A 16,179-nucleotide genomic window follows, 5' to 3' on the forward strand; every position below is an offset into this window, starting at 1 on the left:
CTATGCAATCTACTTGAACAAATAGTAAGAATTTCTATTCTTGCAGATAAAACAAGCCACAAAAAGTACTAATACCATGAAGAACTCCACCATTATACTATTGTTTACAGCCTGTATCGGATGCTCCGAACTCTTCCCGCTTTCTGCTCAGGAAACCAAGAAAGGAACAATACCTGCAAAATGTATCACTTCTGAAAAGCAAATGCAACAATTAGAAGAATCGTTGAACAACATCAGTGCCGATTTACAAAAAAAAGAATTGGAGTTCAGTTGGTTACTTACTGAAAGATACCTGAATTATTGTGATAAAACCAACAAACACATTAATATTACCAAAGATGACTATCTGAAGATTCTGACTTTTGAAAGAAAGCCGGAAGATTTGAAAGTGTTAGAAGACACTTACGAAAATGCTAAAAAGGAACTGCAAGAACTCCTGAATTCAGATAAAGAATATACCAGATTATATACCTCACTCAAAGAGAGCGTCAACGAAGAAGCACGCAAACAAGCCAGTGCCGCTCTAAGCAATTATTACTCACGCCGTTGGAGTGACAATGAGACATACAAAAATTTACGGAACAAAGAACAAAAAACTCTCAGACAATATCGTATTGAAACAGTGCGTTATGCACTCAATGAATGCAAAGCCCAACAACAAGTCATGTCTACCCAATTCATTGATTACGGCGACCGGGAAAATATTCTGTCATCAGACTCTGCACTTAGACAACTGTCTGTAGAAATCAGATTACTAAAAGACCTGCAACAAGAAACCATCCGGAAATACCAACAACTGAAATATAAAGTCAGCATTCCGGAGTAACCGTTTCGGTTTATACTCATTTCTTATTTTGTTCTTTCAGCAGGTCACGTATCTCGGTCAACAGCACTTCTTCTTTCGTCGGAGCCGGTGGTGCGGGAGGGGTTGCAGGCGCAGCAGCCTCTTTCTTTGTGGTCAGTTTTGTCAGCAAACGTATAAATAAGAATATGGAAAAGGCAATGATCAAGAAATCAAAAGTAGCCTGCAAGAAGTTACCATAATTCAAGGTTACGGCAGCGATTTCTTTTCCATCCACCACTTCGGCCGGCTTCATCACCCATTTCAAATCCGTAAAGTTCACTCCGCCCACCAATAGACCGAGAGGAGGCATTATCACATCGGCAACCACCGATGATACTATTTTACCAAACGCGCCGCCAATGATAACACCGACAGCCATATCGATTACATTTCCCTTCATGGCAAAAGCCTTAAAGTCCTGTAAAAAAGTACTCTTTCCCATCTTTTTTTATATTTAATATTAATTTAATGTGCGAATATAAAAACATTTTCTTACTTTTGCACCGCATTTAAAAGATAAAACAAATGCAAGTTCGAAATATATTTGGACAATATAATAAAAACCCTTAAAAGTTTAAACAAAATGATTAAAGTAGGTATTAACGGTTTCGGCCGTATCGGACGTATGGTGTTCCGTGCTGCAGTAAAAAACTTTGGTAACGATATTCAGATCGTAGGTATCAATGACTTGTTGGATGCTGACTACTTGGCATATATGCTGAAGTATGACTCAGTACACGGTCGTTTTGATGGTGAAGTTGCTGTAGAAGACGGCGCTTTGATTGTAAACGGTAATAAAATCCGTCTGACTGCAGAGATGGATCCTGCTAATTTGAAATGGAACGAAGTTGACGCTGACGTTGTTGTTGAATCAACTGGTTTCTTCCTGACAGACGAAACAGCTCGCAAACATATCCAGGCTGGTGCAAAGAAAGTAATCATGTCTGCTCCTTCTAAGGATGCTACTCCTATGTTCGTATATGGCGTTAACAGCGACACTTACGCAGGTCAGGACATCATCTCTAACGCTTCTTGTACTACTAACTGCTTGGCTCCTATCGCTAAAGTATTGAACGACAAGTTCGGTATCGTTAAAGGTTTGATGACTACAGTTCACGCTGCTACTGCAACTCAGAAAACAGTAGACGGTCCTTCTAAGAAAGACTGGAGAGGTGGTCGTGGTATCCTTGAAAACATCATCCCTTCTTCAACAGGTGCTGCTAAAGCCGTAGGTAAAGTATTGCCGGTATTGAACGGTAAACTGACTGGTATGGCATTCCGTGTTCCGACTTCTGACGTTTCTGTAGTTGACTTGACAGTAGTTCTGGAAAAACCGGCTACAATGGCAGAGATCAACGCTGCTATGAAAGAAGCTTCTGAAGGCGAATTGAAAGGTATTTTGGGTTACACTGAAGATGCAGTTGTTTCAACTGACTTCCGTGGTTGCGCTAATACTTCAATCTACGATGCTAAAGCCGGTATTTCTTTGGATTCTAACTTCGCTAAAGTTGTTTCTTGGTATGACAACGAATGGGGTTATTCAAACAAAGTTTGTGAAATGGCTCGCGTTATCGCTAAAAAATAATCATTTACAATATGATTTTTCAAGAAGCTGCTTCGGGAGACCGGAGCAGCTTTTTTTATCCGGAAGCGAAATAAAATCAATACTTTGTTAAAAAGGGAACCATTCCTATCCTAAGTATCTACTATTTTAGTAATTTTGTAGTTCATAAGCCATTAGTCGGCTTATTCTTATCAGATTCACATGAGAAGATTAAATGTCACATTCGTTTTAATTTGCATAATTACTAATATGATAGACGCTCAAAATCCTTTTTTCGAAAAGTATAACACCCCGCATGGAACTGTCCCATTCGATAAAATAAAAACAGAACATTATGAACCCGCCATCCGTGAAGGTATACGCCAACACATCGCGGAAATAAATGCCATCACCGATAACCCGGAAGTACCTACTTTCGACAACACTCTATTGGCTTATGAAAAATCAGGAGACTTATTAAACCGTGTCGTCACCGTATTCAGCAACTTGCGCAGCGCAGAGACCAATGATGATCTGCAAATATTGGCTCAGAAAATGATGCCGCTTTTAAGCGAACACGATAATGATATCAGTCTGAACGAAAAGCTGTTTGAGCGCATAAAAACGGTCTATGACCGGAAAGAACAATTAAACCTCACGGCGGAGCAGATGAAACTGCTCGAAAACGTTTATGATGGCTTCATTCGCCAAGGAGCCAATCTGAAAGGGGAAGCAAAAGAGGAATATCGCCGTCTAACCAAAGAACTGAGCAGCCTGACACTGGAATTTAGCGAAAACAACCTAAAAGAGACCAACAATTATCAGTTGATACTGACTGACAAGGCACAACTTGCCGGATTGCCGGAAAGCGCCGTAGAAGCAGCTGCCGAAACTGCCAAAGAGAAAGGACTGACAGGCTGGGTATTTACACTGCAAGCTCCCAGCTATATCCCTTTCATGACATATGCCGGCAACCGTGACCTACGCAAAGAGCTCTACTTGGCTTACAACACAAAGTGTACGCATGACAATGAATACAACAACATAGATATTGTCAGAAAAATAGCCAACACCCGAATGAGCATTGCACAATTATTAGGATATGACAACTTTGCGCAATATACATTAGAAAAACGAATGGCACAAAACAGCGAAGCTGTCTACAACCTGCTGAACCAATTATTGGAAGCATACACTCCTACTGCGCAAAACGAATATAAAGAGGTACAGGAACTTGCACACCGGGAACAAGGAGCCGATTTCACGGTTATGCCATGGGATTGGAGTTACTACTCCAATAAACTGAAAGATCAAAAGTTCAATATCAATGAAGAAATGCTTCGTCCCTACTTTGAACTGGAAAAGGTGAAAGAAGGAGTGTTCGGGCTGGCAACACGCTTATACGGCATCACTTTCAATAAGAATACCGATATTCCGGTATATCATAAAGATGTGGATGCTTACGAAGTATTTGATAAAGACGGTCAGTTTTTAGCAGTACTTTACACCGATTTTCATCCGCGCGAGGGAAAACGTGCAGGAGCATGGATGACGGAATACAAAGGCCAGTGGATCGATAGTGAAACAGGTGAAAACAGCCGTCCGCACGTTTCTGTGGTAATGAACTTTACGAAGCCGACTGAGAATAAACCCGCACTGCTGACTTTCAACGAAGTAGAAACATTTCTACATGAATTTGGCCATAGCCTGCACGGCATGTTTGCCAATTCCACTTATGAAAGCCTGAGCGGTACCAACGTATACTGGGACTTCGTGGAGTTACCCTCACAAATCATGGAAAACTTTGCCATTGAAAAGGATTTTCTGAATACATTTGCCAGACATTACCAGACAGGCGAAAACCTACCGGAAGAATTAATGAAACGCATGGTGGATGCAGCAAATTTCAATGCAGCCTATGCCTGTTTGCGACAGGTAAGCTTCGGTTTACTGGATATGGCTTGGTACACCCGTCATACCCCATTTGAAGGAGATGTTAAAGAATACGAACAGAAAGCATGGGCAAAGGCACAAATACTGCCGGTTGTAAAAGATGCTTGCATGAGCACTCAGTTTTCACATATTTTCTCCGGAGGATATTCTGCGGGATATTATAGTTATAAGTGGGCGGAAGTATTGGATGCCGATGCATTTTCATTATTCAAACAAAAAGGAATATTCAATCGTGACGTAGCCGGCTCTTTCCGCCAGAACATTCTTTCCAAAGGAGGTACCGAACATCCGATGACACTTTATAAACGTTTCCGTGGGCAGGAGCCGACCATTGATGCATTGCTGATCAGAAACGGTATTAAAAACTAAAGATGAAATAAGTCAAATGAGAAGAGATACAGTGAAATATATCGCATTATTATTCTGCCTAACACTTGTCATCCCCTTTCTGAGCGGATGCAATGATACGGACGATGTACAAAAAATATTCACGGGAAAAACGTGGAAAATGACATACATCACCAAAAAGAATGAACATAGCTGGTATAAATTTACAGATGTCAGTGAAGCCATATACAAATCTTACGACCCGATAAACGGTACAAAAGCATTCAAAATAGCTTTTACCGGAAGTACGGAAGACAACATTATTCGCGGAGAATTCAGTGGAAGCGGTTCTGTGACTTTCACTGGCACTTGGCAAGCGGACGGCAAAAGCAACGAGTTCAGGATAACAGGTATCAAAAACCAACCTTCTTACGGTGACTCTAAAGATACACTGGCCAAACACATTGTTGAAGGACTCGAAAATGCGACCTCTTATGAAGGGGATGAAAGAAATCTATACCTCTATTTCGAATATGAAAAAGAGACACTCTGCATTGCATTCACACCCGAAAGATAAAACAATACGACAATGAATAAACAATCGGAATTAGACAAGCGTTATATACGCATGGCCAGCATTTGGGCAGAAAATTCATATTGTCAGCGACGTAAAGTCGGTGCCCTTATCGTGAAGGACAAAATGATTATTTCTGACGGTTACAATGGAACCCCTTCCGGTTTCGAGAACATTTGTGAAGACGAAAACAATGTCACAAAGCCATACGTGCTCCATGCAGAAGCAAACGCCATAACCAAAATAGCACGCTCTAACAACAGCAGCGACGGTGCTACCATGTATGTCACCGCTTCTCCCTGCATAGAATGTGCCAAATTAATCATTCAGGCCGGTATCAAGCGAGTGGTTTATTCCGAAAAGTATCGCCTGGAAGACGGTATCGAACTACTGAGACGGGCCGGTATCGATGTAGTATATGTCGGTGAAGAATAATCAGTAATCCTCCGGCACAGCTAAATTATAAATTGTAAATGATTAAATCGTAAATAAACTCATGAGTACAAAAAACTCTTCCCGTTTTACCCCTGTCATCATTGCTATCAGCGTAGTAATAGGAATCCTTATCGGTACATTCTATGCCAAGCATTTTGCGGGCAACCGCCTGGGTATTATCAATGGCTCATCCAACAAACTAAACGCCTTATTACGTATTGTCGATGATCAGTATGTAGATACGGTAAACATGACAGATCTCGTAGAGAAAGCAATGCCCCAGATTCTGGCAGAACTCGATCCGCACTCTACCTATATCCCGGCGCAGAACCTGGAAGAGGTTAATTCCGAACTGGAAGGCAGTTTCAGTGGTATCGGCATTCAGTTCACGATACAAAACGACACCATCCATGTTAACGCAATCGTTTCCGGTGGTCCTTCCGAGAAAGTGGGCTTAATGCCGGGCGACCGTATCGTCACTGTAGACGACAGCCTGTTTGTCGGAAAACAGGTTACGAACGAACGTGCCATGAAAAAATTAAAAGGTCCGAAAGGAAGTCAGGTAAAATTAGGCATCAAACGTGCTACGGAAAAGGAATTGCTGAACTTCACCATCACCCGTGGCGATATTCCTCAAAATACGATAGACGCCGCATACATGCTGAATGACGATTTCGGATATATCCAGATCAGTAAATTCGGACGTACTACCCATGTAGAACTCTTGAATGCCCTCGCACAACTGAATCATCAAAAATGCAAAGGACTCATCATTGACCTGCGTGGAAATACCGGTGGCTATATGGATGCCGCAACCCGTATGGTAAACGAGTTCCTGCCACAAGGAAAATTAATCGTTTACGCCCAAGGACGTAAATACAAACGTTTAGACGAAGTTGCCAACGGGACAGGAAGCTGTCAGGACATTCCGCTAATCGTCCTTGTAGATGAAGGATCGGCTTCCGCCAGCGAAATTTTCTCGGGTGCCATACAAGACAACGATCGGGGTACCATCGTAGGTCGTCGGTCATTCGGTAAAGGATTAGTGCAACAGCCGATCGATTTCAGTGACGGTTCTGCCATCCGTCTGACGATTGCCCGCTACTACACCCCCTCCGGACGCTGCATACAACGCCCCTATGAGAACGGAAAAGACCGTAATTATGAAATGGATCTGTACAATCGTTATACGCATGGAGAGTTCTTCTCTAAAGACAGTATCAAGCTCGATGAATCACAACGTTACTCCACAGGCCTTGGTCGCCCGGTATACGGTGGCGGCGGCATTATGCCCGACGTATTTGTTCCGCAAGATACTACCGGAGTAACCTCCTACCTGTCGACAGTATTAAACAAAGGCCTGACCATTCAATTTACTTTCCAATACACGGATAATAATCGCGAAAAGATGAGTCAATACGATACGGAAGAGGCATTGGTAAATTATCTTCGTCAGCAAGGATTAGTCGAAAAATTCATCCGCTACGCAGAAACCAAAGGGGTAAAGAGAAGAAATATCCTGATCCAGAAATCATACAAATTGCTGGAGAAAAACATTCTCGGAAATATCGTCTATAACATGTTAGGGAAAGAGGCTTACATCAAATACTCCAACCAGACAGACCCTACCGTAAAGAAAGGGCTGGAATTACTTGAAAAAGGAGAAGCTTTCCCAAAAGCACCGGTTATTACCGAAGAACCGGAAACCCAAAATAAAAATGAAAGAAAGGAAAAGAAAACTGCGAAAGTGGATAGCACAGGAGAAAACCCGGTATTGCGACTCTACGCTGAAAGATCTTTCTGCTGATATACTTGCCAACCTCGAAAAGCATCCGGCTTTCGAGGCGGCAACTACGCTATTACTTTATCACTCATTGAAGGACGAGGTGCAAACCCACTCCTTCATTGAGAAATGGAGTAAAAAAAAGACCATTATTTTACCTGTCGTCGTCGGAGAAGAGCTGGAACTGCGTCTCTATACCGGTCCTCAGGATTTAGCTATCGGCGCCTATGGGATTGCCGAACCTACCGGAAAGGTATTTACCGATTATAAAGCCATCGATCTGGCCGTTATTCCGGGAATGGCTTTTGACAAGGATGGTCATCGCTTAGGAAGAGGCAAAGGTTATTATGATAAACTCCTCCCTTACATTCCGGCAGTCAAGATCGGAATATGTTTCCCGTTTCAGTTGATCGAAGAGGTGCCTGCCGAACCGTTCGACATCTGCATGAATACAATTATAACAAAATGAAAACTAATTATCACACCCACACCACCCGCTGCCACCATGCGACAGGGAGTGACGAAGATTATGTTTTAAGCGCCATCAAAGGCGGCTATCAAGAACTCGGTTTTTCCGACCATACTCCATGGAAATACCGAATCGGCTATCTATCCGGTATCCGCATGACTCCCGAAGAATTTCCCGAATACGTACAAAGTATCCGCACATTACAAGAAAAGTACAAAGACCGTATCAGCATAAAATTAGGATTGGAGTGTGAATATTTCCCCGAATATATTCATTGGTTGAAGGAGTTGGTTCGTGAGTACAAACTGGACTATATCATTTTCGGCAATCATCATTTCCACACAGATGAGAAGTTTCCCTATTTCGGACATGGCACTACCACACAAGACATGCTCGACCTTTATGAAGAAAGTTCCATTGAAGGAATGGAAAGTGGATTATTTGCCTATTTTGCCCATCCGGATCTCTTTATGCGCTCTTACCCGGAATTCGACCGGCATTGTAAACTGGTGAGCCGCCATATCTGCCGCACGGCAGCACGATTAAACATCCCGTTAGAATATAATATAGGTATGATGGATTATAATCAGGCTTTTGGCGAGTTGACCTACCCCCATCCCGAATTCTGGCATATTGCAGCCAACGAGGGATGTACTGCCATTATTGGAGTAGACGCCCACGACACTAAAGCATTAGAATATTCCGGATATTATGACCAAGCATGTGAAACACTAAAAGAACTCAAAATAAAGACAATCGACCGGATAGAATTCTTAAAATACTGATATCATAAAACGGGATATTTATTTTTTCCTATTTCACTGAAAATCAAGGCATATAAAAGTATATACTATTACACAGCAAAAGTATATATCTTTATAGCGTAAAAGTATACACTTTTACACTGTAAATATATATATTCTTACATTAAGTTATATCAGCCTCACAGTAAAACCCACCATTAAAAGGATTTATAAAACACATAGCTGAAAAAAAACTTAAGATTATTTATCTTACATTGGCAATTTTGCTATCTTTGTATTAAATAACAGCAGCATAATGAGCAATACTCCTGAACCAATAACTTTTAATCAACTGTTTACCGACTACAAAGGGCGATTTACCCGTTTCGCGCAGACCTATGTACGGAATACGGCAGTTGCAGAAGATATTGTCATAGATTCATTGGTTTATTATTGGGAAAATCGACAGCGGTTAGATGAAAACACCAATATACCTGCCTATGTGCTCACTGTTATAAAGCATAAATGCCTAAACCACCTCCAACAGCAACAAATACATAAAGATATTGAAGAAAACATTCAGTCTCATGCCGAATGGGAGCTCAGTACCCGTATTGCAACTCTTGAAGCATGTAACCCCAACGAACTTTTCAATGCAGAAGCGATGGAGATCGTTAACCGTACCTTAGCCAAACTGCCAGCACGTACCCGAGAAATCTTCATAATGAGCCGTATGAAAAATATGTCTCATAAAGAAATTGCAGCAAAACTGGACATTACGACTAAAGGTGTTGAATTTCATATTAGTAAAGCACTTAAAGAACTGAGAATAAGCTTAAAAGACTATCTCCCTGTATTTCTATACTTATTTTTTTATTAAAAAAATCAATTTTCCACTAGGGATATATCTTTTTTATCTGCTTAACAAATAAGAAGATAAAAAAGGCGTATGCATTTTTAATTATTGATTATGAATAAAGAACTATTATATAACTTTTTTCAAGGAAAAACTTCCATGCAGGAAGAAATCCAAATAAGAAACTGGATGGAAGCATCACCGGAAAACCGGAAACTCTTTCTGGAAGAACGGCAATTATTTGATGCGATGATCTTATTAGCTGATGAGGATAAGATCCGCTCTTATCAAAAGAAGAATATCTTTATCGGTAACTATTGGATAAAAGAAGTAATGAAAATTGCTGCTGTAATTGCAATGACTCTGATAGGAGCATATGCATACGACAGATATACCCCCAAAGAAGAACTATTAGCTATGCAAAAAATAACGGTTCCCGCCGGACAAAGAATTAATCTTGAGCTTTCAGACGGAACAGTAATTTGGCTTAATTCACGTTCAACGATCCAATATCCGGCCTCATTCTCAGGAAAAAACCGTACCGTCCAATTGAATGGAGAAGCTTATTTTGAAGTAGCTCATAACGCACAAAAACCTTTTATAGTAGAAACAGCAAAAGGAAATGTGGAAGTCTTAGGCACAAAATTCAATTTGGAAGCCTATGCTGACAATAATTCTTTTGTGACTTCTCTAATGGAAGGTTCCGTAAAGGTAACATCCGGAACCAAAGAACGCCTTATAAAACCGGATGAAATGGTCGTATTAGACCATGGCGACTTAAAGGTTACTCCTATAGAAGATTATAATGTATATCGATGGAAAGAAGGTCTTATCTGTTTCAAAGATGAAACTTTCGTAAACATCATGAGCAAATTTGAAACTTGTTATGGAGTAACTATAAAAATTGAAAACCAAAAAGTTATAAATTCCCGTTACACTGGAAAATTCCGTCAATCAGACGGCATCTCTTATGCTTTAAGGGTATTGCAAAAAGACGTCAAGTTTACATTTGAAAGAAATGAAGAAAATCAAATAATTTATATTAAATAAGATATGGCCTATGGAATAGAATGAAAAAAAAATCTCCAAACAGAATTAAAAAAAGAGTGCCAATACCTTGACCCGCATCGACACTCTGAATAATATCAATTATCTAATAACTATATTAAACATAGCAAAGATATGAATAAAAAATCTTTGTGTGGTAGATTATACCCGCAAAAATTACGAACCAATCATCTTTTTAAGATCATGAGAATTACATTCTTGTTAGCCTTTATTTCTGTTTTCAGTTTGAATGCAAAAGACGTACACTCTCAAAATGCACGTGTCACTTTGTCTCAAACGAACAGTCCGTTAGAAGTTATTATCAATGAAATCGAAACTCAGACCGATTATCTTTTCATTGTTAATTCCAGTATCGATACCAATAAAAGAGTATCGATAAAAGTAAAAAACGCTCCAGTGCACAATGTATTAAACCAACTGCTTAAAGGAACTAATATAAGCTATTCCACTGAGGGTTCTTACATCATCCTTTCCCAAAATAAGTCTCAAACAGACAAAGACGAACCCATGCAGGAGGTTAAAGAAGTCATCATCACAGGTAAAATCATTGATGCACTCGGAGAACCTCTAATAGGAGTCAACGTTGTATTAAAAGGAAGCACAGCAGGAACAATTTCTGATATTGACGGAAATTACTCTTTAAAAGTACCCGAAGGAAAAGGAGAAATCCAATTCTCATACATAGGATACCGAAATGTCGTTTTACCCATTGGAAACAAAACTGTTATTAATGTAACGATGGAAGAAGATTCTAAAGTATTGGGAGAAGTGGTTGTTACTGCCTTAGGTATCGAGAAAAAAGCCGAATCTTTAACGTATGCTACTCAAAAAGTAGGAGGAGATGAATTGACAAGAGCCAAAGACGCCAACTTTATCAATGCATTGCAAGGTAAAACAGCCGGATTAGTCATTACTCCTAACTCGACAGGTGCCGGTGGTTCTTCTAAGTTACTACTTCGCGGAAACGCATCTGTCTTAGGAGAAAACTCTCCGTTAATAGTTATGGACGGTGTTCCGATGGCCAGTCCTGCTTCTACACAAATCACGGACGCTCTATTATCTGGTGGTAATACAACTGACGGCGGAGATATTTTATCGAATATCAACCCGGATGATATTGAAAACATAACCGTTTTGAAAGGTGCCAACGCCGCCGCGCTGTATGGTAGTGCTGCTGCTAATGGAGTACTTATGATCACTACTAAAAAAGGAAAAGAAGGAAAAGCAAGTATCAGCGTATCGAGCAGTACTCTTTTTGAAACTCCTTTGGTTACGCCCAAATTCCAAAATATTTTCGGTGCAGATGTTGAAAGCTACAATGATACTTCTTTAAATCCGAATCAGGTAATTGCCAAAAGACGATTAGGAAACTACTCATGGGGAAGCCGGATTGGACGCTTGTCAGGAACGACATTAGCAGAAATTCCTTATGCGAGAAATTCCGCTGTGGATAATGTTAGCAGTTTCCTTGAAACAGGTACAAACTTTAATAACTCAATATCAGCCTCTTTCGGATCGGAAAAAGTCAACAATTATATTTCTTACGGAAATACGACTTCTAAAGGTATGATTCCTAATAATAAATTTAATCGCCACAACCTGACTTTCAGACAGGGAATGAAACTTTTCAAGGATCGTGTGGAGATTAATTTGTCTGTCAGCTATGTTTATCAGGAATCTAAAAACAGACCGGGATCAGGTATTTACGGTAATCCACTGTACGACCTATACTTATTGCCCCGTAATGCCGATATCTCTTATTTTAAAGATAATTCTGAAGTATATGGACAATTGTACTATATACAAGGTATTTATGACGAAAATAACAAAATCGTATATCCTAAAGCGAGTACCAGCGGCCCTATTCAACAGTGGCCATGGATCAACGAAGAAAATCGTAACTCACCTTATTGGTACATGAACCGATTGCAAAAGAACTCAATACGCGAACGTATTTATGGTACTTTGGGATTAAAGGTCAATATCCTTGAAGGTTTGAGTGCACAAGCACGTTTCAGAGCGGATCGTATCAGAGATACAAACGAAACAAAAACCTACCAAGGTACAAAAGCGAAAACGCTCTATAATTCGATTTACGAATACTCCAGAAATAATGTTGATATGATGTATGCCGACTTTTTGATTTCATACAATAAGCGAGTGAATAATTTAGATCTATCAGCCAATTTCGGAGGTTCTACTGAAAAAGAAGATTTAAATGATGTAGGATGGAATTATTGGATGAGAGACTCTACAAGTATCCCAAACGTATTCGACCCATCCAACATAATAACCAATAAAAAAGATGGTACCAGTCTGCCCGTAACCAAATCAAAAGATCAGAACTGGACCAACTCAATATACGGTACATTCTCCTTAGGTTATAAGGAAATGATCTATCTTGATGCGTCTTTCCGCACAGACTGGTCGCGTGTGTATACTCAGTTTGAAATGTTTGATGCCCCCAGTCATTACACTTATTACAGTGTAGGTGGTAATGCGATATTAAACAGATTATTCAAGCTTGAAAGTGATGTATTAAACCACTCCAAATTACGTATCTCTTATAGTGAAGTAGGTAACTCTATTCCAAACTATGTATATGGAGCTGTAAAGCAGAACATTAGTTCGGGAACGATAGAAGCATCCCAATACCGTACATTCCGCAACCCAAAACCGGAAACGGTACGTTCGACAGAAGCGGGAATCGACCTCCGTTTATTTAGAAATATGATCGATTTCGATTTCACTTTCTATAACTCCAAGATGTTGAATCAATGGTTACCTAAACCGGCGGCAACAGGTGGAACTTTACCATTAAATTCCGGATTGATCAGAAATCGTGGTATTGAAACAACATTAGCCTACAACTTCACAACCCCGGACAACAAGTTCACCTGGCGCACTGCATTCAACTACTCTTTCAATCAAAACAAGATTTTAGAAACATATGGAGACAACAAGAATGAAATGATAGAACAAGATCCTGTGTATAACGGTGGTCTGAAATTACGCTACGAAGTAGGAAAACCTTATGGTGAATTATATGGTAAGACATTCCAATACGGTGCTGACGGTAAAATTAAAACAGACAGCCAGGGTATCCCAATGTTAACCAAAGACTATAACTGTTATTTAGGAAATGCAAACTCCCCCCACCATCTTGGATGGAGCAATACGTTTACTTATAAAAATTTCTCTCTCTTTTTCCTGATTGACGGTAAAATAGGAGGTAATGTTATATCGTATACGGAAGCATTGCTTGATGCATACGGGGTATCGGAACGAAGCGGAGAAGCACGTCTGACAGGGATAACCTATCAGCAAAGATCGGCAGTAGGCGGTGTAGAAGTTATGCTACCTGTACCGGGAATTGTTATGCCGGACGGCGAAATCACTTCTGTTCAAGGATATTACCAAAGGATAGGATTGGGACAACCGGCATTAAGTGAATATACATATTCGGCAACCAATTTCCGCTTACGTGAAGCATCCGTGGGATACACTTTCCGTAATCTTTTCGGAAGTGGAAACCATTTAAATGTTTCATTCGTTGCCCGCAACTTATTCTTCCTGCTTAAAAAGTCTCCTGTAGATCCGGATGTGTCTGTCTCTACAGCCAATAGCTATGGAGGTATTGAAGCATTCTCTTTACCGACAACCCGCAGTTTTGGTTTGAATCTTAAAGCAACATTTTAATTGTATATAGATATGAAATTTAATAATATTTTTTTAGTAAGCGCTATCGTATCTTTGTCCGTTGCCCTGAGTTCATGTTATGAATCGGCATTGGAGTATGAAGGCGATGTGAACAGTATCAATTCTGATGACGGAACAGGATCTGATGAAGGGTTCCTGGCCAGCCCTGATCTTGCAGTGGGTTTTTTACGGACGGCACAGCTTCGCGTTATTGATGCCAAAGAACATCCATACCAATACCAATATACATTTATCGGAGATGATCCGGTCGGATATATGTCTTCTCCCCACAATTTTGATGGACGTATGACATCGAGTCTGGCATTTTACAGTGATTTTGCAAGTGGTCCTGCTGCCAATCTTCAATGGGTGGCTCAACAAGCGGTCCCCGTTATGCGTTCGGCCGACACATTGAAAATAGCTCCTTTAGGTGCCTTTGCCTCCATCCTGTTCTCAGACGTTTCTCTACAATACACCAATGTACATGGTCCGATGCCCTTATCTGATTATAAGGTATTAAAAGAAGAACGCCCGTTAACATATGAAAAACAGAGCGTAGTGTATACCCAATTGTTTCAAGATCTGGTCAGAGCTGATTCCATATTGGCAGAATATGAAAAGCAACCGGTTGAAAGTATTGACGATCTTATTAAAGAGACCGATATGCTGACAGAACAAAGTACAGCCGCCAATATTGTAACAATGTGGAGAAAATATGCAAACTCATTAATTTTACGTATGGCAATGACGGCAGTTGATGTAGAAGGATATACATGTAACATCAACGGTGAAGAGAAAACGGTACGGCAATTAGGAGAAGAGGCTGTTCGTCGCGGAGTTTTACAGGCCGGTGACAAAACAATCGGATTACTCTGTGGAAACGGAACAGAGGTTGGTAATCATCCTCTCTATAAAATTGCAAATACTTGGGTGGATTCTCGTTTGAATGCTTCCTATCACAACTATTTAATCCGTACCCAACATCCTATTTTAGAATTCTGGTTTGCAAAAAATGAAGGAGCTATAACCAACCGGAATCAGTCTACAATAAAAAAAGAAGAAAAATTCTTAAGTATCCGTTCCGGTATGGAGCTATCTACTCAAGCTCTTACAACGCAGACTTATCAATACTATTCAAAGTTTAACTTAAACTTTTCCGGTGAGAAATTGGCATTTTTTAAAGTAGAGGAAGTTTTATTCTTATTGGCGGAAGCTGACTTACGCGGATGGAATGTAGGCGGAACGGCAGAAGATTTTTACAATGCCGGTATAAAAGAATTCTTCACTAAACACGCCTTTTCTGACGCTTCTTATAATGAATACATGTCTTGGAAAGGTATGGGAAATTTAGGTGTATCCCCACAAATAAAAGAAGAAGCCATCTACAAGGATTTCTTGGACAGTGATAATAATCTTCCATTATGGGGCGGATATTATATGCTTAACAATAGCTATGATAAACCTGAAAACGCAGATACCAATCCTTATATCAATGATTCAAAAGAGCAAAAACTTCAGAAAATCATTACTCAAAAATGGATTACTTTATTCCCGCTTTCCACAGTTGCCTGGACAGACTATCGCCGTACTGGTTATCCAATACTTCTGCCATACTGTCCATTTGCCTATGGAAATTCAGATGGTTCATTGGAAGAGCCGCGTTTTAACTGGGAAACCGGTGAAATGCTTACCACAGGAGTAACGATACGTCGTATACCTTATAATACCGGTAGCCTTGAAATAGCTAATGAAGTTGCTTTAACCGCTACTTCTGCCTTGAATGAAGAGACAACCGGAACGGCCAAGGGGGATACGCAAGGAACCCGTTTATGGTGGGATATCGCAGAAAAAAAGACACTTGATTAATATTTACTTAAAATTAGTA

At 40.2% G+C, this 16,179-nt stretch carries 13 protein-coding genes; 12 read left to right on the forward strand and 1 reads right to left on the reverse strand.

The window, feature by feature from the left end; all coding sequences use genetic code 11:
• Positions 1-76 precede the first annotated feature (76 nt).
• Entirely contained in the window at positions 77-826 is a 750-nt protein-coding gene (locus tag HMPREF1532_RS04100) for a DUF5039 family protein (RefSeq protein WP_244266402.1), read from the forward strand.
• Between the two features lie 16 nt (positions 827-842).
• Here HMPREF1532_RS04100 and mscL read toward each other — a convergent pair whose 3' ends face one another.
• A complete protein-coding gene (gene mscL / locus HMPREF1532_RS04105; protein ID WP_005925225.1) occupies positions 843-1,286 on the reverse strand; it encodes a large-conductance mechanosensitive channel protein MscL in 444 nt (147 codons plus the stop codon).
• 141 nt (positions 1,287-1,427) lie between these two features.
• Between mscL and gap the strand changes: the two genes are divergently transcribed.
• The 11 genes from gap to HMPREF1532_RS04160 all read left to right on the forward strand — a co-directional run bounded on the left by gap (position 1,428) and on the right by HMPREF1532_RS04160 (position 16,160).
• The gene (gene gap, locus HMPREF1532_RS04110) at positions 1,428-2,429 is read left to right on the forward strand and encodes a type I glyceraldehyde-3-phosphate dehydrogenase (RefSeq protein WP_005925227.1); all 1,002 of its coding nucleotides are present in this window, start codon (positions 1,428-1,430) and stop codon (positions 2,427-2,429) included.
• Between the two features lie 219 nt (positions 2,430-2,648).
• Positions 2,649-4,709 (forward strand): M3 family metallopeptidase, encoded by a 2,061-nt coding sequence (locus tag HMPREF1532_RS04115; protein WP_085930780.1) that lies wholly within the window; start codon positions 2,649-2,651, stop codon positions 4,707-4,709.
• 16 nt (positions 4,710-4,725) lie between these two features.
• Entirely contained in the window at positions 4,726-5,244 is a 519-nt protein-coding gene (locus HMPREF1532_RS04120) for a DUF4847 family protein (RefSeq protein WP_005925231.1), read from the forward strand.
• Positions 5,245-5,256: 12 nt separating this feature from the next.
• Positions 5,257-5,676, forward strand: a complete 420-nt coding sequence (locus tag HMPREF1532_RS04125) for a dCMP deaminase family protein (protein ID WP_005925233.1) — start codon at positions 5,257-5,259, stop codon at positions 5,674-5,676.
• Positions 5,677-5,737: 61 nt separating this feature from the next.
• Positions 5,738-7,483: a S41 family peptidase gene (locus HMPREF1532_RS04130; protein WP_005925235.1), complete on the forward strand. Its 1,746-nt coding sequence runs from the start codon at positions 5,738-5,740 to the stop codon at positions 7,481-7,483.
• Positions 7,395-7,928: a 5-formyltetrahydrofolate cyclo-ligase gene (locus HMPREF1532_RS04135; protein WP_025819104.1), complete on the forward strand. Its 534-nt coding sequence runs from the start codon at positions 7,395-7,397 to the stop codon at positions 7,926-7,928. The genes HMPREF1532_RS04130 and HMPREF1532_RS04135 overlap by 89 nt, the downstream gene beginning before the upstream one ends.
• Positions 7,925-8,713 carry a histidinol-phosphatase gene (locus HMPREF1532_RS04140; RefSeq protein ID WP_005925239.1) on the forward strand — a complete coding sequence of 263 codons (789 nt, stop codon included), beginning with the start codon at positions 7,925-7,927 and terminating at the stop codon, positions 8,711-8,713. The genes HMPREF1532_RS04135 and HMPREF1532_RS04140 overlap by 4 nt, the downstream gene beginning before the upstream one ends.
• 274 nt (positions 8,714-8,987) lie before the next feature.
• Positions 8,988-9,551 (forward strand): RNA polymerase sigma-70 factor, encoded by a 564-nt coding sequence (locus HMPREF1532_RS04145; RefSeq protein WP_005925241.1) that lies wholly within the window; start codon positions 8,988-8,990, stop codon positions 9,549-9,551.
• A gap of 90 nt (positions 9,552-9,641) precedes the next feature.
• A complete protein-coding gene (locus tag HMPREF1532_RS04150) occupies positions 9,642-10,577 on the forward strand; it encodes a FecR family protein (protein WP_005925243.1) in 936 nt (311 codons plus the stop codon).
• Positions 10,578-10,778: 201 nt separating this feature from the next.
• A complete protein-coding gene (locus HMPREF1532_RS04155; protein ID WP_229103561.1) occupies positions 10,779-14,294 on the forward strand; it encodes a SusC/RagA family TonB-linked outer membrane protein in 3,516 nt (1,171 codons plus the stop codon).
• Between the two features lie 12 nt (positions 14,295-14,306).
• Complete coding sequence (locus HMPREF1532_RS04160) at positions 14,307-16,160, forward strand: SusD/RagB family nutrient-binding outer membrane lipoprotein (protein ID WP_005925248.1); 1,854 nt, start codon at positions 14,307-14,309, stop codon at positions 16,158-16,160.
• Positions 16,161-16,179: the final 19 nt, after the last annotated feature.

The sequence above is a fragment of the Bacteroides salyersiae WAL 10018 = DSM 18765 = JCM 12988 genome (assembly GCF_000381365.1).
Lineage (GTDB): Bacteria > Bacteroidota > Bacteroidia > Bacteroidales > Bacteroidaceae > Bacteroides > Bacteroides salyersiae.